20 protein-coding genes and 1 tRNA gene are annotated in these 22,356 nt (G+C 68.2%); 12 read left to right on the top strand and 9 right to left on the bottom strand.

The features are described from left to right. Nucleotides 1-26: 26 nt before the first annotated feature. On the bottom strand, nucleotides 27-860 hold the full coding sequence (locus G6N18_RS16235) for an ESX secretion-associated protein EspG (RefSeq protein ID WP_083000119.1): 834 nt from the start codon (nucleotides 858-860) through the stop codon (nucleotides 27-29). Between the two features lie 606 nt (nucleotides 861-1,466). On the opposite strand from G6N18_RS16235, the gene G6N18_RS16230 reads away from it, so the two are divergent. Then, nucleotides 1,467-2,831, top strand: coding sequence for a MinD/ParA family ATP-binding protein (locus G6N18_RS16230; protein ID WP_083000118.1), 1,365 nt, complete (start codon nucleotides 1,467-1,469; stop codon nucleotides 2,829-2,831). 10 nt (nucleotides 2,832-2,841) lie between these two features. Here G6N18_RS16230 and G6N18_RS16225 read toward each other — a convergent pair whose 3' ends face one another. Further along, on the bottom strand, nucleotides 2,842-3,573 hold the full coding sequence (locus tag G6N18_RS16225; RefSeq protein WP_083000117.1) for a helix-turn-helix domain-containing protein: 732 nt from the start codon (nucleotides 3,571-3,573) through the stop codon (nucleotides 2,842-2,844). A gap of 312 nt (nucleotides 3,574-3,885) precedes the next feature. Between G6N18_RS16225 and G6N18_RS16220 the strand changes: the two genes are divergently transcribed. Continuing rightward, nucleotides 3,886-4,176 (top strand): WhiB family transcriptional regulator, encoded by a 291-nt coding sequence (locus G6N18_RS16220; RefSeq protein WP_059165408.1) that lies wholly within the window; start codon nucleotides 3,886-3,888, stop codon nucleotides 4,174-4,176. A gap of 211 nt (nucleotides 4,177-4,387) precedes the next feature. Here G6N18_RS16220 and G6N18_RS16215 read toward each other — a convergent pair whose 3' ends face one another. Continuing rightward, nucleotides 4,388-5,956 carry an acyl-CoA carboxylase subunit beta gene (locus tag G6N18_RS16215; protein ID WP_083000116.1) on the bottom strand — a complete coding sequence of 523 codons (1,569 nt, stop codon included), beginning with the start codon at nucleotides 5,954-5,956 and terminating at the stop codon, nucleotides 4,388-4,390. A gap of 94 nt (nucleotides 5,957-6,050) precedes the next feature. Between G6N18_RS16215 and G6N18_RS16210 the strand changes: the two genes are divergently transcribed. The 3 genes from G6N18_RS16210 to G6N18_RS16200 are packed head-to-tail and all read left to right on the top strand — an operon-like array spanning nucleotide 6,051 to nucleotide 7,792. Next, a complete protein-coding gene (locus tag G6N18_RS16210; RefSeq protein ID WP_067225304.1) occupies nucleotides 6,051-6,470 on the top strand; it encodes an EVE domain-containing protein in 420 nt (139 codons plus the stop codon). Between the two features lie 16 nt (nucleotides 6,471-6,486). After that, nucleotides 6,487-7,452 (top strand): pirin family protein, encoded by a 966-nt coding sequence (locus tag G6N18_RS16205; RefSeq protein ID WP_067225303.1) that lies wholly within the window; start codon nucleotides 6,487-6,489, stop codon nucleotides 7,450-7,452. A gap of 7 nt (nucleotides 7,453-7,459) precedes the next feature. Beyond that, the gene (locus G6N18_RS16200; RefSeq protein ID WP_067225302.1) at nucleotides 7,460-7,792 is read left to right on the top strand and encodes a GNAT family N-acetyltransferase; all 333 of its coding nucleotides are present in this window, start codon (nucleotides 7,460-7,462) and stop codon (nucleotides 7,790-7,792) included. A gap of 194 nt (nucleotides 7,793-7,986) precedes the next feature. On the opposite strand, the gene G6N18_RS16195 is transcribed toward G6N18_RS16200, so the two are convergent. The 5 genes from G6N18_RS16195 to G6N18_RS16175 form a co-directional block, all read right to left on the bottom strand. Further along, on the bottom strand, nucleotides 7,987-8,946 hold the full coding sequence (locus G6N18_RS16195) for a hypothetical protein (RefSeq protein ID WP_067225301.1): 960 nt from the start codon (nucleotides 8,944-8,946) through the stop codon (nucleotides 7,987-7,989). A gap of 120 nt (nucleotides 8,947-9,066) precedes the next feature. Then, nucleotides 9,067-9,546, bottom strand: coding sequence for a nitroreductase family deazaflavin-dependent oxidoreductase (locus tag G6N18_RS16190; RefSeq protein WP_067225300.1), 480 nt, complete (start codon nucleotides 9,544-9,546; stop codon nucleotides 9,067-9,069). Between the two features lie 4 nt (nucleotides 9,547-9,550). After that, entirely contained in the window at nucleotides 9,551-10,051 is a 501-nt protein-coding gene (locus tag G6N18_RS16185) for a pyridoxamine 5'-phosphate oxidase family protein (protein ID WP_083000115.1), read from the bottom strand. 50 nt (nucleotides 10,052-10,101) lie between these two features. Then, on the bottom strand, nucleotides 10,102-11,289 hold the full coding sequence (locus tag G6N18_RS16180) for a DUF7373 family lipoprotein (RefSeq protein WP_083000114.1): 1,188 nt from the start codon (nucleotides 11,287-11,289) through the stop codon (nucleotides 10,102-10,104). Nucleotides 11,290-11,574: 285 nt separating this feature from the next. After that, nucleotides 11,575-11,657: transfer RNA gene (locus tag G6N18_RS16175), tRNA-Leu, on the bottom strand. Between the two features lie 260 nt (nucleotides 11,658-11,917). Between G6N18_RS16175 and G6N18_RS16170 the strand changes: the two genes are divergently transcribed. The 7 genes from G6N18_RS16170 to pknB all read left to right on the top strand — a co-directional run bounded on the left by G6N18_RS16170 (nucleotide 11,918) and on the right by pknB (nucleotide 21,645). Then, entirely contained in the window at nucleotides 11,918-13,354 is a 1,437-nt protein-coding gene (locus G6N18_RS16170) for an FHA domain-containing protein (RefSeq protein ID WP_083000256.1), read from the top strand. Between the two features lie 142 nt (nucleotides 13,355-13,496). Next, nucleotides 13,497-13,964: an FHA domain-containing protein FhaB/FipA gene (locus tag G6N18_RS16165; protein WP_059100541.1), complete on the top strand. Its 468-nt coding sequence runs from the start codon at nucleotides 13,497-13,499 to the stop codon at nucleotides 13,962-13,964. After that, a complete protein-coding gene (locus tag G6N18_RS16160) occupies nucleotides 13,961-15,547 on the top strand; it encodes a PP2C family protein-serine/threonine phosphatase (RefSeq protein WP_083000113.1) in 1,587 nt (528 codons plus the stop codon). Before G6N18_RS16165 ends, G6N18_RS16160 begins: the two co-directional genes overlap by 4 nt. Further along, nucleotides 15,544-16,956, top strand: coding sequence for a peptidoglycan glycosyltransferase RodA (locus G6N18_RS16155; protein WP_083000112.1), 1,413 nt, complete (start codon nucleotides 15,544-15,546; stop codon nucleotides 16,954-16,956). The genes G6N18_RS16160 and G6N18_RS16155 overlap by 4 nt, the downstream gene beginning before the upstream one ends. Further along, nucleotides 16,953-18,431 (top strand): D,D-transpeptidase PbpA, encoded by a 1,479-nt coding sequence (gene pbpA / locus G6N18_RS16150; protein WP_083000111.1) that lies wholly within the window; start codon nucleotides 16,953-16,955, stop codon nucleotides 18,429-18,431. Before G6N18_RS16155 ends, pbpA begins: the two co-directional genes overlap by 4 nt. Next, nucleotides 18,428-19,771, top strand: a complete 1,344-nt coding sequence (locus G6N18_RS16145; protein WP_067225285.1) for a protein kinase domain-containing protein — start codon at nucleotides 18,428-18,430, stop codon at nucleotides 19,769-19,771. The genes pbpA and G6N18_RS16145 overlap by 4 nt, the downstream gene beginning before the upstream one ends. Beyond that, nucleotides 19,768-21,645: a Stk1 family PASTA domain-containing Ser/Thr kinase gene (gene pknB / locus G6N18_RS16140; RefSeq protein WP_083000110.1), complete on the top strand. Its 1,878-nt coding sequence runs from the start codon at nucleotides 19,768-19,770 to the stop codon at nucleotides 21,643-21,645. Before G6N18_RS16145 ends, pknB begins: the two co-directional genes overlap by 4 nt. Here the strand turns inward: pknB and G6N18_RS16135 are convergent. Further along, complete coding sequence (locus G6N18_RS16135; protein ID WP_083000109.1) at nucleotides 21,623-22,303, bottom strand: aminodeoxychorismate/anthranilate synthase component II; 681 nt, start codon at nucleotides 22,301-22,303, stop codon at nucleotides 21,623-21,625. The two genes, pknB and G6N18_RS16135, sit on opposite strands and share 23 nt — an antisense overlap. Nucleotides 22,304-22,356: the final 53 nt, after the last annotated feature.

Genomic DNA, 22,356 nt, shown 5'->3' with positions numbered 1-22,356 from the left:
ACCCCTGATGACTTCCTCACGTCGCGTCAGTCCCGGCCGGATTCCGCTGTGTCCGTGGTCTGGTCGAACCACGTGCCCGAGGGCAGGAACTCGATCAACCCGTCGAGCGCCCGTTGCAGATTCTCGGGAGTGCCCGGGAGGAAGCTGCCGTACAGTTCGCCGCTGACCCGGCGCGGTATCGACACGATCCGGCCGTGCCTCGAGTAGAGCACGCCGGCGGCGACATCGGCCTGGGTGAAGGTGCCACCGGGATGGCGTTCGATCGCGGTGATCTCTGCCCAGCTCTCCGGCTCGGCAATGATCTCGGCATAGGCCCGGGCGGAGGCCGGCGCGATGCCATAGGCAGCGATCTGGTTTGCTTCTCGGCACTCGGCCAGTTTGCTGGCGATACCCGTCAGGGGTTCCACATCGGCCGCCGTCGCGGAGCCCAGCACCGTCGTCACCATGCCCGCGAGCCCGACCTGCGGGGCGATCCGCTGCAGCACCAGCATGTCACCGTCACGCGCCGCGACGACATGCCTATCGCCCTTGCGGCAGACGACGAAACGCACCATCTTCCCGCCGACGTCGCGCCGCCACCACCGGGCTTCCAACGTCCGGTCCGCCCTACTCAAGGTGTCGACCATGGCCGCCACCTCAGGGTGCGGTTGGCCGAAGGCGTCAAGCACCGCTTGCTCGGTCAGGTCCCGGGCCACTTGCTCCCACACCCGGTCACGCAGATCGGGCTGCGGAATGTTCAGCCGGATTCCCAGCGCGGTCGGAAACTCCATCAGCCCCAGCCGGTCGGCGATCACCAGCATGCCGTCGATCGTGACCTCGACGCCGACGACGTCGTCGATCTGCGCCGCGTCGGGGCTCATGGCCGATCCGCCAGCACGCGAAGGTGGGCGGTAGTGGCGCGCAGGTCTTCGCCGGACATGGATCTTCGCTCCTCACTTCTGGTCGTGGCAGCCCGGCCGGCGGCCCGGGAGAATTTCCCGGACCAACCTAACCGCCGGTCGAATTCACTGCACGTAGTCCGCGGCTTCTTTGCCGCAGCTCACGCCCGCGTCGCGGTGATCCCCCGGCGTAAACCCGTTTGCCGCACGTCAGCGTACCAGCGTTACAGCGCCGCCCACGTCACCAATTTTGGGGCCCATCGGAGGCCATCGACCACCGCTGCCAGTTAATTACCGAATACCCTTCGCTAGGGCGTGATACCGGTCTTGGCAAACGTAGTCGACGCTCTGGCCGGCCTTACCCGCGCCTCGATACGACGAACGGCGCCGGGGCTCTCCGGGTGCCGCTTCGGGTCCTTCGAGTTACTGGTGGCGCTGCTCGGAGACGGCTTCTCCCCCCACGGAAATCTTGTCTACTGTGTTTGCTGGCGCGCGACCTCAGGAGCCAGTGGCACGCTCGAGGGACGCGTGGTCCCGTAGTTGATACTTGAGAAGGGGCCGACGCACCGACATCCGGAGGAGATCGCAGTGACCGACCGCGATGACGCATTGCGGAAAGAACTCGGCTGGACAGGCCCCGAAGAGACCGACTACGAGCCCTCGGATCCCGACCCGGATCCGGCGACTCCCCCGCACTCGCCGGTGACGCCGCGACCGCCCGTCGACCATCCCGCTCCCGAGCCGCCCGAAAGCCGCGAAGTCAGCTTCCGTCAGTCGCCTTCCCGATTCGGACCGCCGCCGGGGTCGCCGCGCGACACCGGGCCGGTGCCCACCATCGGCCGTCCCGACCCGCCCGCCTGGAGCCAGTCGCCAGCCAGGCAGGCGCCGCCTCGCCCACCTCAGCGGCCGGGTCCCCCACTCCAGCAGCAGGGCTCGTCATCTGCCCACTGGCCGGGCGCCGGGTACGGTCCGGAAGGCCGGCCGGCGGCAGCGCCGCCGCCGACCGGTTCGTATGCCGAGCGGATCAGGGCCGACGAATTGGTTCCCCCGCGCAAGGTTCCGCCGAGCCGGGGCTGGCGCTTCGTTCTGTACCGGGCGACCTTCGGACTGGTGAATCTCGGACCCGGCCCGGACGAGATCCGGCAGGCCGAAATGGAAGCCAAGATCCGGGGCCCGCTCCGGGGCCACTTCAAGATCGGTGTGATGGGCAAGGGTGGGGTCGGCAAGACGACGGTCTCGGCCAGCATCGGCTCGGTGTTCGCCGAACTGCGCCAGGACGACCGCGTGGTCGCCGTCGATGCGGACACCGCGTTCGGCAAGCTCGGCAGCCGCGTCGACCCCACGGCGCAGGGCTCCTACTGGGAGCTCGCGTCCGACCAGCATCTGGAGACGTTCGCCGACGTTCGCAGCCGGGTGGGCAACAACGCCGCCGGCTTGTTCGTGCTCGCCGGCGAGGCCACCCCGGCCCGCCGCCGCGTCCTCGATCCGGCCATCTACCGGGAAGCCACCTCCCGGTTGGACCGCCACTTCACGATCTCCATCATCGACTGCAGTTCGACGATGGACGCGCCGGTCACCCAGGAGGCGCTGCGCGATCTGGACGCGCTGATCGTGGTGTCTTCACCGTGGGTGGACGGCGCCGCGGCGGCGGGCCAGACATTGGACTGGTTGGCCGCGCGCGGCCTGACGGGGCTGCTCGAGCGCACGGTCATCGTCCTCAACGACTCCGACGGGCACGCCGACAAACGGACGCGGTCCATTCTGGCGCAACAGTTTTCGGGACAAGGCCAGAAGGTGATCGAGGTGCCGTTCGACGGACACCTGCGGCCCGGTGGCGTCATCAACGGGACGTCGGAGATGTCAGCGGCGACGCGGCGTCGGTTCCTCGAGATCGCCGCCGCGCTGGCCGAGCACTTCCCGGGCAGCGATGACCGCAGCCGGGAGCGGTACTGACGTCGGCCTCTCAGGCGAGTTCGCCGACGAGCGCCTCGATCGCCTCGGCGGCCGCCACGGGCACCGGCTGTTCGGCTTCGAGGTGGATCACGTCGTCGTCGGACACCCCGGCAGCTTGCGCGGTTTCGGAGATCGTCAGGTTCGCACCGCGGCGGGCGGCGTAGAGCCGCTGGCCCAGCGTCGGCTGCGGACCCCGCGCCGCGCGCAGCATCAGAGCGTCGTAACGCGTCCGGACCGCGCTCAAGGCCTTGATCAGCGACGGGGTGACCTTGCTGATCCGAGTCGCCCGGACCGCGACGGCCTCCAGTTGGCGGAGGTCGGCCAGGATCTTCGTCACCTTCGGTCCGAACTCCTGATCGTCCTGCGCAGGCAGGGCCGCGATCGCCGAGTCGAACGTGCTGACCGCCGTGATCACCGCCTGCGCGATCAGGGGCGCCTCGTCGGCAGGCGGTGTCGGCGGCGTACGGCCGTAGCCGGCGACCGGTTCGCCCTGCCGGAGCCGCGCGATCGCGCCCGGCGGCCACTGCAGCACCTCCTCGAGCTTTGCTCGGGTGCGCTCCCGCGGCCAACTCCTGCCCTTCTCGAACGCGATCAGGGCACCGGCGTTGATGACGCCGTCGGCGGCCAGACTGCGCTGGCTGATGTTGAGTTCACGACGCCGCGCCGCGGCCGCCGCGCCTGCTCGGGCCATGCCGGGATCGGGTGCCTCGGTCGATTGGTCGCTCGACTCCGGGTGGGTCATGGCGCGGCGGTCCTCAGGGGCGGGCGGGGCGGAACGGCCCCGTAATCGTAGCCATCATCAAGCGCAGTGCTACGGCTTGGGCCTGGCGTGCCGAAGCAGAGGCGTCTCGATGCTGTGGTTACGACCGGGATGGACCGTCATCAACGCTACGCTTCCATTTCCCGGACCGGCGCTCTCACCTGCATTTATTACGGATCGCTTCGAAAAACGTCCGATCACCTCGTCCATAACTGTTGCATCGCTACGGTTACTGCGCTACGTTTTCTGCACCGCGGCAGGTTCGCCGCCGATAGCGCAATAGGAGCGAGACTGATGAACACGACGGAATGGGACGAAATCCCCGTCGGGGCTTGCACCCGGGATCCGGAGCGGTGGACCACGTCGGCCGACGAGGAGGCCAAGGCGATTTGCCGGGCCTGCCCGCGGCGCTGGCTCTGCGCCCGCGAAGCATGCGAGCTGCCGCGCGCCGAGGGCCTCTGGGCGGGAATCTTCGTGCCCGAGGCCGGACGCGGTCGCACGTTTGCTTTGCGACAGCTGAAGTCGCTGGCGGAACGCAACGGCCAGCCGGTGCGTGAGCGTCGAGCGTACGCAGAATCCGCCTGACCGTCGGCTCGTCCGCCGCCGGATCGGGGGCTCGGCGGCGGGCGGCCGACACCCGTTCTCGTATCGGAATAAGGCGCCGCAGCGGGTGGTTGACAGAGGCGACGGTGCCGGGCATGCCCCGGGCCCCAATCACATTCGTCGCTGCGAGCGACCACTCGCCGAGAGGCGCAGGCGGCACCGTCTCCTTACTTGGCCAGCCACGGGTTGGCGGCTACCAGGTGTCGACGAATCGTCGGCCGGCGCGACGATATGCGTGCGCGGTGGCCGCGGTCAGCGTGTTGATGACGACGTCTCGGGTTTCCGCCGGATCGATCACATCGTCGATCTCGAACAACTGAGCGGCGTTGAGCGCCTTGGCATTCGCCTGCGCGGCCGCCGTCGCTTCGCGGACGCGGTCCTCGCGTTCGGCATCGTCGGCGATCGCGTCGAGTTCCTTGCGCATGCCCAACCGGACGGCGCCCTCCAGCCCCATCGGTCCCAGATGCGCGCCCGGCCAGGCCACCGTGAGCACCGGCTCGCGCAAGCTCCCGCCGGTCATCGCCTGCGCGCCCAATCCGTATCCCCGGCGCAGTATCACCGCCACCAATGGAACCTCGAGCGCGGCACCCGCCACCAACATCCGGGATGCGCGCCGGACCAGCGCCTCGGATTCTGCCGCCGGTCCCACCATGTACCCGGGACAGTCGACCAACGAGACAACCGGCAGCCCGAACGCGTCGCACAGTTGCAAGAAGCGGGCCGCCTTGTCGGCCGCCGCGGCGGTGATTGCTCCGGCCATCACCATCGTGTTGTTGGCGATGATGCCGACCGCGCGACCGTCAAGACGCGCCAGCGCCGTCACCATCTCCGGTGCGAATCGGGGGCGCAAGAACGTCACCGACCCCTGGTCGGCCAGCGTCTCGATCACCGGCGCTACCGAATATGCCCGGCGCGCACGTTCGGGAACCATTGTGCGCAAAAAGGTTTGGTCGCCGCCCTGTCCAGGCCCGGTGCTGCCCTGGAAATAGCCGAGCAACTGTTTGGTCACCGCGACCGCCTCGGCCTCGTCTGCGACGACGACGTCGACCACGCCGTTGGGCGCCTGCATGCCGATCGGGCCCACTTCGTCGGGCGGGACGTCGCCCAGTCCACCGCCAGCAATCATCGCCGGACCGCCCATGCCGATCGACGTATCCTCCGTCGCCACGATCAGGTCCGAACACCCGGCGATGACGGCGTTGCCCGCGAAGCAGCGTCCGTTGACGACAGCGATCCGCGGCACCACGCCCGACAGCGCCGCCCACAGCTTGAATGCCCGCGCGTCGAGCGCCGAGACGACCGGGATGTCGGTGTCGCCGGGGCGTCCGCCGCCGCCTTCGGCGAAGAACACGGTCGGCAGGCGCATCCGCTCGATCAGCTCGAAGAGCCGGTCCTTCTTGCGATGGCCCAGCGCGCCCTGCGTTCCGGCCAGCACCGTGTAGTCGTAGGAGAGCACCGCGCAAGCGCTGCGGTCATTTCCGAAGAGGGGCCCGTTGATTCGTGCGGTGCCCGCGACCAGGCCGTCGGCCGGAGTGCGTGCGATCAGGTCGTCGAGGTCACGGCGATGACGTTGCGCGGCGATGGCGAAGCGGCCGTACTCCACGAATGACCCTTCGTCGACGAGGTCGGCGATGTTCTCTCGCGCGGTGCGGGCTTTCGCCGCATGCCTGCGCTCGACGGCCTCGGGCCGGGCCGCGTCTTCGGTGAGTTCGCGGCGCCGCAACAGTTCGGCGTGGTCATCGCGTAGCGACTCGTCACTCACGGCGTCCGATGCTAATCACCACCACCCGGAAGTTATCCACAGGCCGTGCGCTCGGCACGCCTGAACTGTCGGCCGCCGCGCTTAGCGTGCGGACATGACGAACTGGATAAACACAGTGAGCCGCGACCACGTCGAACTCGGCGTCCGCGGCCGCTTCACTCAGGCAAACCACGGCAAGCCGAACATGTTGCGCAAGATGGCGCGAGGGGACTGGATCGTCTTCTATTCCCCGCGCACGGTGTATCCCGACGGTCCGCCACTGCAGGCGTTCACCGCAATCGGCCAGATCGCCGACGACGAGCCCTACCAGGACCGGGTGTCGCCCGATGTCGAGCGGTGGCGGCGCAACGTCGATTTCCTCGAGTGCGCCGAAACGCCGATCCGCCCGCTCATCGAGAAGCTGAGGTTCATCGAGGACAAGACCCGGTGGGGATACAAGTTTCGGTTCGGCGTGTTCAGAATCGACGACGATGACTTGGAGGTGATCCGTTCGGCGATGACCGGCTCGGGTTGAGGCCTACTGTGTCCAGGTGAGCAATACCGAGCCTGCGCCGGCCGAAGTCGCCTGCGCGGCATCGCCGTTCGCCGGCGTCCTGCATCCGCGAGAAGTGCCGTTGGGTGGGCCGCGGGCCATCAGGGTGCGACGGACGCTGCCCCAGCGGGAGCGGTCGCTGATCGGGGCGTGGTGCTTCGTCGACCACTACGGCCCGCATGACGCGCGCAGCGGCGGAGGGATGGATGTTCCGCCCCACCCACACACCGGACTGCAGACAGTCAGCTGGCTGTTCAGCGGGGAGGTCGAGCATCGCGACAGCGCGGGCGTGCACGCGATGGTGCGGCCCGGTGAACTCAACTTGATGACGGCCGGCGCCGGCATCTGCCACTCAGAGGTGTCGACGAGCGCCACATCGATCCTGCACGGCGTGCAGTTGTGGGTGGCGCTGCCCGACGTTGCGCGCGACACCGCACGCGATTTCGCGCACTTCGTGCCGACGCCCCGCATGCTCGGCGGTGCCACGTTGCGGGTCTTCCTCGGCGAGCTCGCCGGCGAGCGCTCCCCCGTGCACACGTTCACGCCGCTGCTAGGCGCCCAGGTCGACCTCGAGCCCGGCGCGGAACTGACGCTAGAGGTGGACCCGGCCTTCGAACACGGCGTGCTGCTCGACCACGGCGAGGTCTCGGTCGCCGGTACGGCGCTCAATGTGGCAGATCTTGCGTTCCAGGCGGCCGGAAACGATCGGTTGAGCGTGACGAACGATGGAGAAGGTTCGGCCCGACTGCTGCTGCTCGGCGGTCCACCGTTTCCCGAAGAGCTGGTGATGTGGTGGAACTTCGTCGGCCGCAACCATGACGAGATCGCGACGTACCGCACGCAGTGGGAGGAAGGCGATGACCGGTTCGGCGCGGTACAGGGATATCACGGCGCGGTCGCGCGCCTACCCGCTCCTCCCCTGCCCAACGTGACATTGCGTCCGAGACCCAACCCGGGGGTATAGAAGAACCATGACGACCGACAAGACCGGTGCGCCCACCGAAGTCACCGCCGAATCCGACCGATACACCATCTCCGTGGACGGCAAGCGCGTCGGGCTGGCCGAGTTCGCCGACCGCAACGGACAGCGCGTCTTCACCCACACCGAGGTGGACGGCGAGTTCGAGGGCCGCGGTCTGGCCACGATCCTGATCGGCGAGGCGCTGCAAAGCACCCGCGACGCCGGTCTGCGCATCGTGCCGGTCTGCAAGATGGTGGCCTCCTACCTCGACAAGCACGAGGAGTTCGCTGACGTCGTCGATCCGGTGTCGGAGGACGTCAGGCGCTGGCTGGCGAATCGCTAGCGCCGCCAGCCCGTGCTGCCGTCGCCTCGCGTCTGCGCCCGCTCGTAACGCCCGCCGAATTCTGCCGAAGGGTCGCGATCCTTCACGATCGACAACCCTGTTGCAGAAGTCGGCGACGCGAAGCGCCGAAACCTCAGCGGCACATGAAAACACCCCGCGAAGTTTTCGCGGGGTGTTTCCGTGCCAGCCATGGATCAGGTCAGGCCGACGACCTCCTGAGCGATGTCGGCCAGGCGGGTCTGCGCCGCCGACACCAGCCGCTGCCGGTTCTTGTGCATCTCCTCGTAGGCGATGATCGTGCGGATGTCGCTCGGATCCTCGAGGTCCTTGACCGCTGCCACCGCATCGTTGAGGTTGAGGTCCTCGTACCCGGCGATCGGGAGCTCCTCGGCGTCGACGACACCGCCTTCCGCGCGCGCCTTGTGCAGCGCGTCGGCCGCCTCATTGGCGCCCTCGCGGCGGACGACCTCCTCGGCTCGCTTCAGTGCGCCGTCACGCGAGGCGCCGAGCGCCTTGAGCGTGATCTCACTGGCGCGCTGCGCACGCTGGCGCAGGTCGTCGACGGCCGGGCCCGCTGAGCGCACCAGCTCGGCGATGCGTTCGACCGACTGCGCCGACCACTGCCCCGGCAGGTTGACGATCTTCACCGCGGTACCCGCGGCGGCCTGCAGCGGGGTGCGCTGCAGCGCTGCCGGACCACCGAGCGCGTCCTCGGCCAGCACGGTGGTCAGCCAGTTCACCGTCGCCGAGTGCGCGGTGATCAGACGGTCGGCCAGGTCCTGAATATCCGGCTTCTTCGCCGCGACGGCGAGCGCCTTGATGTAGCGGGCGCGATCCAGCAGCTGATCCTCCAGCGCCAGATCGCCCAGCAGCGCCTCGTCGAACGGCTGCGCCTGCTCGGTCAGTGCCTTCACGGCCGCGGCGGCGCGGCCCAGGAACGGGCCGATCGTGTCCGGGAAGCCGCCGAGGTCGCGGATCGCCTTCTCGATTGCCTCGGCTCGGATGCGGCCGTTCTCGGCGTTCTCGGTCAACTCGCGGCGGACCGCCTCGGTCCTGGCCTGCGCGATCCGGGTCTCGGCGACCTGGATCTCGGTGTGGGTGAGGTCGAGAATCGTGCGCAACTGCGTGAGCAGTGTGGTTTCGGTGGTGGTCATTGATATAGCCCCTCAAGCGTTGACGGATTCGGTCGGCGCTGGGCTGCACCTGGTCCGTTGACTACCCGGCGTGTGGGGGCAGACGAACGCGCCCCGGATGTGAGATGGATCGCAATCGCGTCAGCGCGGCGCCAAGATGATCACCGGAATCTCGCGGTCGGCCCAGGACTGATAGGTGTCGAAATCGGCGTACGCCTCGACCAGCTTCGGCCACAGCCTGGCCCGCTGCTCGGGGGTGGCGGTCACCGCGCGCACCGGGCGGCGCTCCGAGCCGATCTCGATGTGGGCCTCAGGGTTGGCGACCAGGTTGCGGTACCACTGCGGGTCCGTGTCGCGGCCGCCTTGCGACGCGACAACGATCACGTCATCGCCGTCGTGGATGTACACCAGCGGGGACACCAACCGCTTGCCGGATTTGCGGCCGATGTGTTCGAGCAGCAGGGTCGGTACCGGCTTCTTGAACCCGGCCCCCACTCGCCAGTTCGCGCCGATCTTTCCGCCGGAGCGGCGATACGCCCACACGTGCGCCTTGCCCGCGTACTTCATGATCTTGGTGACGACTGGCGAGTTCAGCTGCTTGGGCTTGTTGTTCGGGTCCATGTGCTCAACCTAAGTACTGCGCCGTGCTGCCGCCCAGCGGCATGGCAGGCATACCGAGCTTGCGGTGGTCCCAACTGCGGGTCCGGATGGGCGCCACCCGCACACAGATCCGGTTGTTCATCATCTGGTCGACGAACGGGCGCATGTCGTCGGAGTACGGTCCGGTGTAGCGCTCCCACACGCTGATGCCAACGCGCAGTGCGGTTTCCGGGTCGTCGACGATCTCGGCCCGCCCGTCGATCGAGACGCCGCGCAGGGTGTCGTAGGTCTGGCCGTCCTCGATCATCACGGTCACCGTCGGATCGCGACGCAGGTTCACCGCCTTCTGCGACTTGGCCTTGGTCTCGAACCAGATCTCGCCGTCGAGCACGGCGTACCACATCGCGACCAGGTGCGGTCGCCCGTCGGGCAGCACGGTCGCCATGGTGGCGGTGCGGCTGCGTTCGATGAATTCGGCGATTTCCTCGTCGGACATGACGATCTTCGCGCGCTCGTTCTTGCCCACGGTCGAATACTGTCAGGTCGCGGCCGAGGCCACCGTCACGGGGATGCCGTTCAGCTACTCATCAACATGATGTACTGCGCGGCAGTCATCTGCTGTGTGGCCAGCAGGGTCGGAGCGCTCGTCTCGATCGCGTACCGGTCGGCCGTGGCCAGGCAGTAGAAGCTTTCGTCGCTCATCTTCAGGCAGCGGCTGCCCGGCATGTTCGGCACCGGGTTGGTGGGCGAAGCGGTCGGTGACACCTCGGCAAAGAACTCCTCGACGACGCCCTCGGCGCCGTCGGCGTCCTCGGCCCGGTAGACGGTTGCGCCTGCCATCGCGACGAGGTCTACTCCCGTGTCGGAGAACAGCTTCGCCGAGCGGACTGGGTCGGATTGGAAGTGCAGTGCGCCACGGCGTTCGTACGTCGTGTTCTTGGTGAACGTCACGTCCCGGCCGTCGAGCGGGATCGTGCGGGCCAGCAGGCCGGTGGGATCGATCGAGATGTCGGCGAGCTCGCTCAAGTCCGTGGCGCGGAACTCGTCGATCACTGGCGCTTGGAGTTCGATGCTTTTCGCGACCAGCCTGGCCGCGGCGTCGATGCCGGCGGTCGCCTGCGCCTGCTGCATGAAGACGTAAGGGCCGTGCGCGGTGAAGGAGCGCACCGCGCCGAACGAGCCGATCGTCCGATCACTCGCGGTGTAACTGGTCGCCCGCGCCTCCGGGTGGCCCGGGATTTCCAGCGTCGCCGGTCCGTCGGCCCCTTGCTGCTGCGCTGCCGCCTCGCCAAGGTCGGTCGCCGCGGCTGCCGCAGCGTCGTCGTCGGCGAAGCGCAGCACCGCATTCAGCAACACCCGGCGCTTTTTCTCGGTGCGCACCGTGGCGAAGCCGGTGACGAAGTCGTGCCGCGCTGCCGCCCCGGCGAGCTCCATCGGGCCGATCAGCGCGAGAGCCTCGGCGCGCGGCAACACCACCGCGCCGAAGCCGAAGCCCTCCTTCAGCGCCGAATCGACTTCCCAGGGCCCGACGACATAATCGGCCAGCCGCTGGCCCTCGAGCACAGCGCCCAGCATCGGGTCGCCGGCGACGCCCAGCGGTTGCCTGGGTGTCGTCGGGAACCGGCCCGAGTCCAGTCGATCGAAATCCAGCGCCGGCCCCGACGGTCCGCCGGTGGCCTTGACGGCCACGCCCTCGACGGTCGACGTGCACGCCGTTGCGAGCAGCGCGACTACAGAAATAAGCGCAAGAATTGCGTGCCGCATCCAGTGAAAACTACCCGTCGCGACAGGACCTGCGGTTCAGGCATGCCGCTGGGTGTCGAGGTACTCGAGCGCAGAACCCAAAGCGGTTCTGCTGAACGGTGCCGGGATCGCGCTGTCCCTTATCGCTCTACTCGTCGTGACCGCCTGCGACGGCGGATCGGAACCCGGCCACGACGTCGGGGCATGAGCACGTCATCGACGATCCGGGACCCATTTCCACCCCACCAAAGACAAAGGTCGCGATCCCAATGAGTTCGCGACCTTTAGCCCTTGCAGTTCGTTTTGTGGGCGAAGGGGGACTTGAACCCCCACGTCCCGAAGGACACTGGCACCTGAAGCCAGCGCGTCTGCCATTCCGCCACTCGCCCCAACGACCGAGGGAGCCTATCACGCTCGGCACCCCGCTCCCCAACCGTACCGGCGGCACCCAGACCCGTGTTATGCAGCTGGACCGATCGTGATTCATCCGTTCTGAGCTGGGTTGATCTGATTCTCAGAATTCTGTTGGTCCCGCAGCGCGGCGCTGGGCCGATACCATGCACATGAGCATTGTGGCCAGGCGACACGCTGGGCATCCATGCCGATGAGCAGGACGAACGAAACGACGACGAGTGAGGCGGGCGGTGACATGGGTCTAGTCGACCGCATCGAGCGCAAGCTCGAGTCGACGGTCGGTGACGCCTTCGCCCGGGTGTTCGGCGGTTCGATAGTTCCGCAGGAAGTCGAGACGATGCTCCGCCGGGAAGCCGACACCGGTGCACGGGAAGTGCTCGGCGGCCAGGTTTTGGCCCCGAACGACTACGTCATTACCCTCAGTGTGCCTGACTATCAGAAGGTGAGCGCCGACCCAGACCTCACATCAGCGACTTTTGCCAAGCACTTGGAGGGATACATCCGTGAGCAGGGATGGCAAACGTATGGTGATGTTGTCGTCAGGTTCGAAGAATCATCCACCCTGCACACCGGACAGTTTCGCGCGCGTGGAGCGGTCAATCCCGACTCGACCACTGGCGAACCCGCCCCACCACCTCGAGTACGTGCGTCCAGCGCAGAATCAGGAGTAGCAGCGATGAGCGACAACCCGACCTACCGCGGCGGCCAGGGGCCGGGGCGGCCAGCCGACGACTATTACGACGAGCGGTACGGCCGTCCGGACGACCGCGGTCAGTATCCCCCACCGGACCAAGGCGGATATCCGCCTCAGGGTGATCCCTACCCGCCGCGTCAGGGCGGCTACCCCGACCAGGGTGGCTATCCAGAGCAGCAGGGTGGCTACCCGGACCAGGGCGGCTATCCCGACCAGGGCTATCCGCCGCCGTCGTACGAACAGCGGCCTCCCGCCGGCGGGTACGGCCCGCCGCCGCAGGGCGGTTACCCCGATCAGGGCTATCGCCAGGCACCCGGGGGCTACGGCCCCCCGCAGGGCGGGCAGCCCGGCTATGGCGGTCCCCCCGCCGGTGACTACGACTATGGTCGCCCGCCGGCGCCGGGCCGTCACGAAGACGGCGGTTACGGCCGACCCGAGCCGCGGCCCGCTTACCCGGATCAGGGCGGCTACCCCGACCAGGGTGGCTATCCCGACCAGGGTGGCTACGGCGCTCAGCCGTACGGTCGCCAAGATCAAGGTTACGGCGCCCCGCCGGACTACGGCCGCTACGGTGACGCACCCGCCGCCGGTTACGCCGAGCCCGGATACGCCGAGCCCGCGGGCGGCTACGACTACGGCCAGCAGGGTGGCTACGGCGCCGGGTACGGCCCGGGCGACTACGCCGCCGGCGGCGCCACCGTCACGCTGCAGCTCGACGACGGCAGCGGCCGGACCTACCAGCTGCGCGAGGGCACGAACGTGATCGGCCGCGGCCAGGATGCCCAGTTCCGGCTGCCCGACACCGGGGTGTCCCGGCGCCATCTGGAGATCCGCTGGGACGGTCAGGTCGCGCTGCTGTCCGATCTGAACTCCACGAACGGCACCACCGTGAACAACGCGCCGGTGCAGGAGTGGCAGCTCGCGGACGGCGACGTGATCCGGCTGGGCCACTCCGAGATCATCGTCCGCGTGCACTGAGCACCGCGGCCGCGCGCGGCCGGAGCGCGAAGCTCGTCGCTTCCCGCTCATGTCGGTGACCGTCCAAGTATCGTGACGGTGCCGAGGCTGGCTGCGTGGTGCCGACGCGACTAGAACGGGACGGGGACGGAGAGGACGTCAGATGCAGGGGTTGGTACTGCAACTGACGCGCGTCGGATTCCTGTTGCTGCTATGGCTGTTCATCTGGTCGGTGCTCAGAATTCTGCGCACAGACCTCTACGCGCCCACCGGCGCCGTCATGGTGCGCCGTGGGCTGCCGCTTCGGGCCTCGCTGCTGCCCAACCGCGGCCGTCGTAACGTTGCGCGGCACCTTGTCGTCACCGAGGGGGCGCTGGCAGGAACCCGGATAACGCTGGGCAGCCAGCCGGTGTTGATCGGCCGCGCCGACGATTCGACTCTCGTACTCACCGACGATTACGCCTCGACGCGGCACGCCCGGCTCTCGCCTCGAGGTTCGGAGTGGTACGTCGAGGACCTAGGATCGACCAACGGCACATACCTCGACAGGGCGAAGGTGACGACGGCGGTACGGGTTCCGATGGGCACGCCGGTTCGGATCGGCAAGACGGTAATCGAGCTGCGCCCGTGACACTGGTGCTTCGCTATGCCGCGCGCAGCGACCGCGGCCTGGTCCGGGCGAACAACGAAGACTCCGTCTACGCCGGTGCGCGACTGCTCGCGCTTGCCGACGGTATGGGCGGCCACGCCGCGGGCGAGGTCGCCTCCCAGCTGGTGATCGCCGCCCTGGCCCACCTCGATGACGACGAGCCCGGCGGCGACCTGTTGTCCAAGCTCGACGCCGCGGTCCGCGAAGGCAACTCGGCGATTGCCGCGCATGTCGAGGCCGACCCCGAGCTCGAGGGCATGGGCACCACGTTGACCGCAATTCTGTTCGCGGGCAACCGACTTGGCTTGGTACACATCGGCGACTCCCGGGGCTATCTGCTGCGCGACGGGGAGCTGACCCAGATCACCAAGGACGATACGTTCGTCCAGACGCTCGTCGACGAAGGCCGAATCACCGCGGAAGAGGCGCACAGCCATCCGCAGCGGTCGCTGATCATGCGCGCGCTGACCGGCCACGAGGTGGAGCCCACGCTGATCATGCGTGAGGCGCGCGCCGGCGACCGTTACCTGCTGTGCTCCGACGGGCTCTCCGATCCGGTCAGCCACGACACCATCCTCGAGGCACTGCAGATTTCCGATGTGGCCGAAAGCGCCGACCGGCTCATCGAATTGGCACTGCGCGGCGGCGGGCCGGACAACGTCACCGTCGTCGTCGCCGACGTCGTCGACTACGACTACGGGCAGACCCAGCCGATCCTGGCCGGTGCGGTGTCCGGCGACGACGACCAGCCCCCGCCCAATACCGCAGCTGGTCGCGCGTCGGCGTTCAATCCGCGCCGCAACGAAGCCAAACGCGTTCTACCGGAACCGGAGGAACCGCCGCGGCCGCCCAAGTCGCGGCGGCGAATGTTCATCGCCGCCGTTCTGCTGGTGCTGGCGGTATTGGCCGGGTTGGCCGTCGGCCGGGAGATCATCCGCAACAACTTCTACGTCGCCGCCCACAACGGCACCGTGTCGATCATGCGGGGTGTGCCCGGATCGATACTCGGCTATTCGTTGCAGGAACCGTACCGACAAGGCTGCTTGACCGAACGCAACGGTCTCAACCTCATCAGTCCCGGGCAGCAGCCGCGCGACTGCCAGATCTTTCGGGTCAGCGATCTGAAGCAGTCCGAACAACGGCAGGTCATCGCGGGACTGCCGACGGGCTCGGAAGATCAGGCCATCAGCCAGATCAACCAGCTGGCAAGCGATTCGCTGCTTCCGATCTGCGCGCCGCCACCGCCACCGCCTCGCACCAGTGAGGCGCCGCACAGCCCGGTACCGACGAATTCGCCTGGCGTGCCGAACAATCCGCCGACCCGCGGTGAAACCGGCAGCCCGGCGCCCGAGACGCCGCGGACAGTAACGCAGCCGCAGCCACCGCCGGAACCGCGCTCGCCGTCTCCGCAACCGGAGTCGCCGCAACCGTCGCCCGGTGCACCGCCACAGCCGGGCGAACCGTCGCCGCCCGCGTCGTCGCCCAAGCCGCCGCCGGCGCCGACTGTCACCGCGTTGCCCCCGCCGCCACCCGAACCGGGAACGAACTGCCGGGAAGTGGCATGACCACCCAGCCGCAAGCCGCCATCGCCGTCACGCCGCCACTTCCGAACCGGCGCAACGCCGAACTGCTCCTGCTCGGCTTCGCGGCGCTCATCACCACTCTCGCGCTGCTGCTCGTCGAGGCGAACCGGGAGAAGGGCCTGCACTGGGATCTCGCGCAGTACGCCGTTGCGTATCTGGCGTTGTTCAGCGGTGCGCACCTCGCGGTGCGACGTTTCGCGCCGTACGCCGATCCGCTCCTGCTGCCGGTGGTCGCGCTGCTGAACGGGTTGGGACTGGTGATGATTCACCGCCTCGACCTCGGATCCGGTGAGCTAAGGCAGGACGGCTTGGGCGGCACCGCCAACCAGCAGATGCTGTGGACCCTGCTCGGCGTCATCGGGTTCTCGCTGATCGTGATCTTCCTGCGCGATCACCGACTGCTGTCCCGCTACGGCTACCTGTGCGGGCTGACCGGTCTGGTCCTGTTGGCCATTCCCGCCGTGCTGCCCCGCTCGATGTCCGAGCAGAACGGTGCCAAGATCTGGATTCAGTTCCCCGGCTTCTCGATTCAGCCCGCCGAGTTCTCGAAAATCCTGCTGCTGATCTTCTTCGCGGCGGTGCTGGTGTCCAAGCGTAATGTCTTCACCAGCGCCGGCAAGCACGTTCTCGGGATGGATCTCCCCCGGCCCCGCGACCTCGCGCCACTTCTCGCCGCGTGGATCGCCTCGGTCGGGGTGATGATCTTCGAGAAGGACCTCGGTACCTCGCTGCTGCTGTACGCGTCGTTTCTGGTGCTGGTCTACGCGGCCACCGACCGGCTCAGTTGGGTCGTCATCGGTCTGGCCCTGTTCGCGGCGGGAAGCGTTGCCGCATATCACCTTTTCGATCACGTCGAGGTCCGCGTGCAGACGTGGCTGGACCCCTTCGCAGACCCCGACGGCGCGGGTTACCAGATGGTGCAGTCGCTGTTCAGTTTTGCGACCGGAGGGATCTTCGGCACCGGTCTGGGCAATGGTCAACCCGCCACCGTGCCCGCCGCATCAACCGATTTCATCATCGCGGCCGTCGGCGAGGAACTGGGCCTGGTGGGCCTGGCCGCGGTGCTGATGCTCTACACGATCGTTATCATCCGTGGGCTGCGCACTGCGATCGCCGTGCGTGACAGCTTCGGGAAGTTGCTCGCCGCGGGCCTGGCTTCGACGCTGGCGCTGCAGTTGTTCATCGTCGTCGGTGGTGTCACCAACCTCATTCCGCTGACCGGGCTGACCACCCCGTGGATGTCCTACGGGGGGTCTTCGCTGCTGGCGAACTACATGCTGCTCGCCATCCTGGTGCGGATCTCGCATGCGGCGCGTCGCCCCATCGTCTCCGCGCCTCAGACACCGACGCCGATCGCGGCGGCCGGCACCGAGGTGATCGAGAAGGTATGAACACCTCGCTGCGCCGCATCGCCGTCACGGTCATGGCCCTGATCGTGCTGCTGCTTGCCAACGCCACGCTGACGCAGGTGTTCACCGCCGACGGGTTGCGCTCCGATCCGCGCAACCAGCGCGTGCTGCTCGACGAGTACTCCCGCCAACGCGGTCAGATCTCCGCGGGCGGTCAATTGCTGGCCTACTCCGTGTCGACCAACGGTCGGTTCCGGTTCCTTCGGGTGTACCCCAATCCCCTGGCGTACGCGCCGGTGACGGGCTTCTACTCGCTGCAGTACTCGAGCAGCGGCCTGGAGCGCGCCGAGGACTCCATTCTCAACGGGTCCGACGAACGGTTGTTCGGCCGGCGGCTCGCAGACTTCTTCACCGGCCGCGATCCGCGCGGCGGCAACGTCAACACCACGATCAATCCGCAGGTCCAGCGGGCCGCCTGGGAGGCGATGGAGGACGGCTGCGACGGCGGCCCGTGCAAGGGTTCGGTGGTGGCCATCGAGCCCACGACGGGCAAGATCCGGGCGATGGTCTCGAGCCCGTCCTACGACCCGAACCTGCTGGCCACCCACAACATGGCCGCCCAGACGGAGGCCTGGCAGCGGCTGCGCGACGACCCGGACTCGCCGCTGCTGAACCGGGCGATCTCCGAGACGTACCCGCCGGGGTCGACCTTCAAGGTGATCACCACCGCGGCGGCGCTGCAACGGGGCGCGACGGTAGACACCCAGCTCACCGCCGAACCGCGAATCCCGTTGCCCGACAGCACCGCAACGTTGGAGAACTTCGGCGGCGCGTCCTGCGGCGATGGCCCGACCGCATCGCTTCGGGAGGCTTTCGCCAGATCGTGCAACACGGCGTTCGTCCAGTTGGGCATCGACACTGGCGCTGATGCCCTGCGGTCGACGGCCCGTGGGTTCGGTGTCGACGGGTCCGCGCCGATGATTCCGCTTCAGGTGGTCGAGTCGCGCGTCGGCCCCATCGAGGACGCCGCCGCGTTGGGTATGTCGAGTATCGGCCAGAAAGACGTCGCGCTCACTCCGCTGCAGAACGCTCAGATCGCCGCGACCATCGCCAACGGCGGGGTGGCGATGAAGCCGTATCTCGTGGATAGCCTGAAGGGACCCGACCTCTCGAACATCGCGACGACGGCCCCGCAGGAAGAGCGCCGGGCGGTGTCGCAGCAGGTCGCCGATACACTTACGGACTTGATGGTCGCCGCCGAGCAGGTGACGCAGCAGAAGGGAGCCATCGCCGGCGTGCAGATCGCATCCAAGACCGGGACAGCGGAGCACGGCACCGACCCGCGCAACACCCCTCCGCATGCCTGGTACATCGCCTTCGCCCCGGCTCAGGCCCCCAAAGTGGCGGTCGCGGTGCTGGTCGAGAACGGCGGTAACCGGCTGTCCGCAACGGGTGGGGCGCTCGCTGCGCCGATCGGCCGGGCCACGATAGCCGCCGCCCTGCGGGAGGGCTCATGAGTCCTCGCGTCGGAGTCACCCTGTCCGGCCGCTACCGGCTGCAGCGGTTGATCGCCACCGGCGGCATGGGCCAGGTGTGGGAAGCCGTGGACTCCCGGCTGGGCCGGCGGGTCGCGGTGAAGGTGCTCAAGGCCGAGTACTCCACCGACCCCGAGTTCGTCGAGCGGTTCCGCGCCGAGGCCCGCACCGTCGCGATGCTGAACCACCCCGGCATCGCCAGCGTGTACGACTACGGCGAGACCGACATGGACGGCGAGGGCCGCACCGCCTACCTGGTGATGGAACTGGTCAACGGCGAACCGCTGAACTCGGTGCTCAAACGGACCGGTCGGCTCTCCCTGCGCCATGCGCTCGACATGCTCGAGCAGACGGGACGCGCTCTGCAGGTCGCCCACACCGCTGGCCTGGTGCACCGCGACGTGAAGCCGGGCAACATCCTCATCACGCCGACGGGTCAGGTCAAGCTCACCGACTTCGGCATCGCCAAGGCCGTCGACGCCGCACCGGTGACGCAGACCGGCATGGTGATGGGCACCGCGCAGTACATCGCACCCGAGCAGGCGCTGGGCCACGACGCCACCGCCGCCAGCGACGTGTACGCGCTGGGAGTCGTTGGCTACGAATCGGTTTCGGGCAAGCGCCCGTTCACCGGCGACGGCGCGCTGACGGTGGCGATGAAGCACATCAAGGAGACCCCGCCGCCGCTGCCCGCCGATCTGCCGCCCAATGTGCGCGAACTGATCGAAATCACCCTGGTCAAGAACCCCGGTATGCGGTATCGCTCCGGCGGGGCGTTCGCGGACGCGGTCGCCGCGGTGCGGTCCGGACGGCGCCCGCCGCGACCGAACGCCGCGCCGTCGATCGGTCGGGCCGCGCCCACCGCCGTGCCATCGGCCACGCAGGCCCGCGCCGCCGCCGACATGACCGGTCGCGCCCCGGCCACCGTCGCGCGCCCACGCCCGGCGACCGGCAGCCACCGCCCGCCGCCGCCGCGGCGCACCTTCTCGTCGGGCCAGCGCGCGCTGCTGTGGGCCGCGGGGGTGTTGGGGGCGCTGGCGATCATCATTGCGATCCTGATCGTGCTCAATGCCCAGGACCGCCAGGACAAGCAGACGCCGCCACCGACGATCACCAACACCATCACCGAGACCACCCCTTACGAGTCGCCGGCGGCGCTACCGGATAGGACCGGGCGCGGGGGCGAAGTTGATGGTGAGGGAGAATCAGGGGTAATCACACCGCAAGCGACTGCGTCACCGGCACCGCCGCTGGTGCCGCCGTCGACCCCGGCACAGGAGCTGGAACTGCGACTTTCGGCTCCAGAACAGACAACGCAATGACGACCCCGCAACATCTGTCCGACCGCTATGAGCTCGGCGAGATCCTCGGCTTCGGCGGCATGTCCGAAGTTCATCTCGCACGCGACATGCGTCTGCACCGCGACGTCGCGATCAAGGTGCTGCGGGCCGATCTCGCCCGGGACCCGAGCTTCTATCTGCGCTTCCGCCGCGAAGCGCAGAACGCGGCCGCATTGAACCACCCCGCGATCGTTGCGGTCTACGACACCGGCGAGGCCGAGACGCCGAGCGGTCCGCTGCCCTACATCGTGATGGAGTACGTCGACGGGGTGACGCTGCGCGACATCGTGCACAGTGACGGCCCGATGGAGCCGCGGCGGGCCATCGAGGTGATCGCCGACGCCTGCCAGGCGTTGAACTTCAGCCACCAGCACGGGATCATCCACCGCGACGTCAAGCCGGCCAACATCATGATCAGCAAGGCCGGCGCGGTGAAGGTGATGGACTTCGGTATCGCCCGCGCGCTCGCCGACGCCAACAGCGTCACGCAGACCGCGGCGGTGATCGGCACCGCCCAGTACCTGTCGCCGGAGCAGGCCCGCGGCGAAAAGGTCGATGCCCGTTCCGACGTCTACTCGCTGGGCTGTGTGCTTTACGAAATCCTCACCGGGGAGCCACCTTTCATCGGTGACTCCCCCGTCGCGGTGGCTTACCAACATGTCCGCGAGGATCCTGTTCCGCCGTCGCAACGGCACAATGACATCACCCCGGAACTGGACGCCGTGGTGCTCAAGTCGTTGGCGAAAAACCCTGACAACCGGTATCAGACCGCCGCGGAGATGCGGGCCGATCTGGTCCGGGTGCACAGCGGCGAGCAACCGGACGCGCCGAAGGTGTTCACCGACGCCGACCGCAACTCGATGCTGTCGACGCCGCCCAACCATGAGCGGACCGAGCCGATCGAGCCGGCGCCGATGCCGCAGCCGCGCGAGTACGCCGAACGGGAGCGTCGCGGCTCGGTCGGGCGGTGGCTGGCCGCCGTCGCGGTGCTGGCCGTGCTCACCGTGGTGGTGACGGTCGCGATCAACATGTTCGGCGGGGACACCCGTGCCGTCGAGGTGCCCGACGTGAGCGGCCAGCCGTCGGCGGACGCGATCGCCGAACTGCAGAACCGTGGATTCAAGACACGCACCCAACAGCGGCCCGACTCGACGGTGCCGCCCGACCACGTCATCAGCACCGATCCCAGCGCCGACACATCGGTCGAGGCCGGCGAGGAGATCACCATCAACGTCTCCACCGGTCCGGAGCAGCGGGAGATACCCGACGTCAAGAACCTGACCTACGACGAGGCGGCGCAGAAGCTGACCGAGGCGGGTTTCGAGAAGTTCAAGCCGACGTCGTCGCCGTCGACGCCGGAGCTGAAGAACCGGGTGCTCGGCACGAATCCGCCGGCGAACCAGACCTCGGCGATCACCAACGAGATCACCATCGTCGTGGGCTCGGGGCCCGAAAGCCGCACCGTGCCCAACGTCGCCAACCAGTCAGAGGCATCCGCGCGGCAGATCCTGACCGCAGCGGGGTTCACCAATGTGGTGCCGGTCCAGGTCGACAGCCCCGAACCGTGCGGACAGGTCATCGGCACGCTGCCCCCCGCCGGACAGGACTCCCCGGTGGACGCGCCGGTCCAGTTGCAGCAGTCGGCGTGCAATCAGTTCCTGATGCCCGACGTGCGCGGGATGTTCTGGGTGGACGCCGAACCGCGGCTGCGCGCGCTGGGGTGGACGGGTTCCTTGGACAAGGGCGCCGACGTGCCGAACAGCGGCCAGCGGGCCAACGCGGTGGTCACTCAGAGCCCGGCACCGGGCGCCAGTGTGGACTTCGGCGCGACGATCACGCTGAGTTTCGCGTCGTAGCGGTCGCGCGCTGGACGGTGCTCGAGACCTCATCCTCCAGCCTGCGCACCAGCGACTCGGCGGGCGCGGCGCCGCAGTAGCCGAGCCAGTTGGCCAGCATGCGGTGCCCGCCCTCGGTGAGAATCGACTCGGGATGGAATTGCACACCGTGGATCGGCAAGGCGGCGTGCCGCACGCCCATGATGACGCCGCCTTCCGTGCGAGCGATCACCTCCAATTCGGTGGGCACCGTGTCGGGCAGGATGGTCAGCGAGTGGTACCTGGTCGCGGTGAAGGGATCCGGAAGCCCCTGCAGCACACCGGTATTGGTGTGATGGACGACGCTGGTCTTGCCATGCAGCAGCTCGGGGGCGCGGTCCACCGTGCCGCCGAAGGCCACGCCGATCGCCTGGTGGCCCAGGCACACGCCCAGCAGCGGCGTTTCGGCCGCCGCGCACGCCTTGACGAGGGCGATGGACGCGCCGGCCCGCTCCGGGGTCCCCGGGCCGGGGCTGAGCAACACCCCGTCGAACTCGTCGGCGGCCTTCGCGATGTCGGTGTCGGTGGCCAGGCGGTCGTCGTCGTTGCGCCAGACCTGTGCATGCACCCCGAGCTGACCCAGGTACTGAACCAGGTTGAACACGAAGCTGTCGTAATTGTCGACGACCAGGACCTGCATCAGCCCAGGTTACTGGTTGCGATTTTCGGTGTACCTGGTCGCGGTTGGCGCGA

It is taken from the genome of Mycolicibacterium celeriflavum, from assembly GCF_010731795.1.
Lineage (GTDB): Bacteria > Actinomycetota > Actinomycetes > Mycobacteriales > Mycobacteriaceae > Mycobacterium > Mycobacterium celeriflavum.
The sequence above is the reverse complement of the archived record's forward strand: the minus strand, read 5'-3'. Positions and strand labels throughout refer to the sequence as shown.

Bases quoted from the DNA above. Each gene is read 5' to 3' on its own strand.
- G6N18_RS16145 (WP_067225285.1), top strand. From the start codon at position 18,428: ATGAGTCCTCGCGTCGGAGTCACCCTGTCCGGCCGCTACCGGCTGCAG.
- pknB (WP_083000110.1), top strand. From the start codon at position 19,768: ATGACGACCCCGCAACATCTGTCCGACCGCTATGAGCTCGGCGAGATC.
- G6N18_RS16210 (WP_067225304.1), top strand. From the start codon at position 6,051: ATGACGAACTGGATAAACACAGTGAGCCGCGACCACGTCGAACTCGGC.
- G6N18_RS16180 (WP_083000114.1), bottom strand. From the start codon at position 11,289: ATGCGGCACGCAATTCTTGCGCTTATTTCTGTAGTCGCGCTGCTCGCA.
- G6N18_RS16170 (WP_083000256.1), top strand. From the start codon at position 11,918: ATGGGTCTAGTCGACCGCATCGAGCGCAAGCTCGAGTCGACGGTCGGT.
- G6N18_RS16200 (WP_067225302.1), top strand. From the start codon at position 7,460: ATGACGACCGACAAGACCGGTGCGCCCACCGAAGTCACCGCCGAATCC.
- G6N18_RS16190 (WP_067225300.1), bottom strand. From the start codon at position 9,546: ATGGACCCGAACAACAAGCCCAAGCAGCTGAACTCGCCAGTCGTCACC.
- G6N18_RS16135 (WP_083000109.1), bottom strand. From the start codon at position 22,303: ATGCAGGTCCTGGTCGTCGACAATTACGACAGCTTCGTGTTCAACCTG.
- G6N18_RS16155 (WP_083000112.1), top strand. From the start codon at position 15,544: ATGACCACCCAGCCGCAAGCCGCCATCGCCGTCACGCCGCCACTTCCG.
- G6N18_RS16235 (WP_083000119.1), bottom strand. From the start codon at position 860: ATGAGCCCCGACGCGGCGCAGATCGACGACGTCGTCGGCGTCGAGGTC.
- pbpA (WP_083000111.1), top strand. From the start codon at position 16,953: ATGAACACCTCGCTGCGCCGCATCGCCGTCACGGTCATGGCCCTGATC.
- G6N18_RS16225 (WP_083000117.1), bottom strand. From the start codon at position 3,573: ATGACCCACCCGGAGTCGAGCGACCAATCGACCGAGGCACCCGATCCC.
- G6N18_RS16220 (WP_059165408.1), top strand. From the start codon at position 3,886: ATGAACACGACGGAATGGGACGAAATCCCCGTCGGGGCTTGCACCCGG.
- G6N18_RS16195 (WP_067225301.1), bottom strand. From the start codon at position 8,946: ATGACCACCACCGAAACCACACTGCTCACGCAGTTGCGCACGATTCTC.
- G6N18_RS16165 (WP_059100541.1), top strand. From the start codon at position 13,497: ATGCAGGGGTTGGTACTGCAACTGACGCGCGTCGGATTCCTGTTGCTG.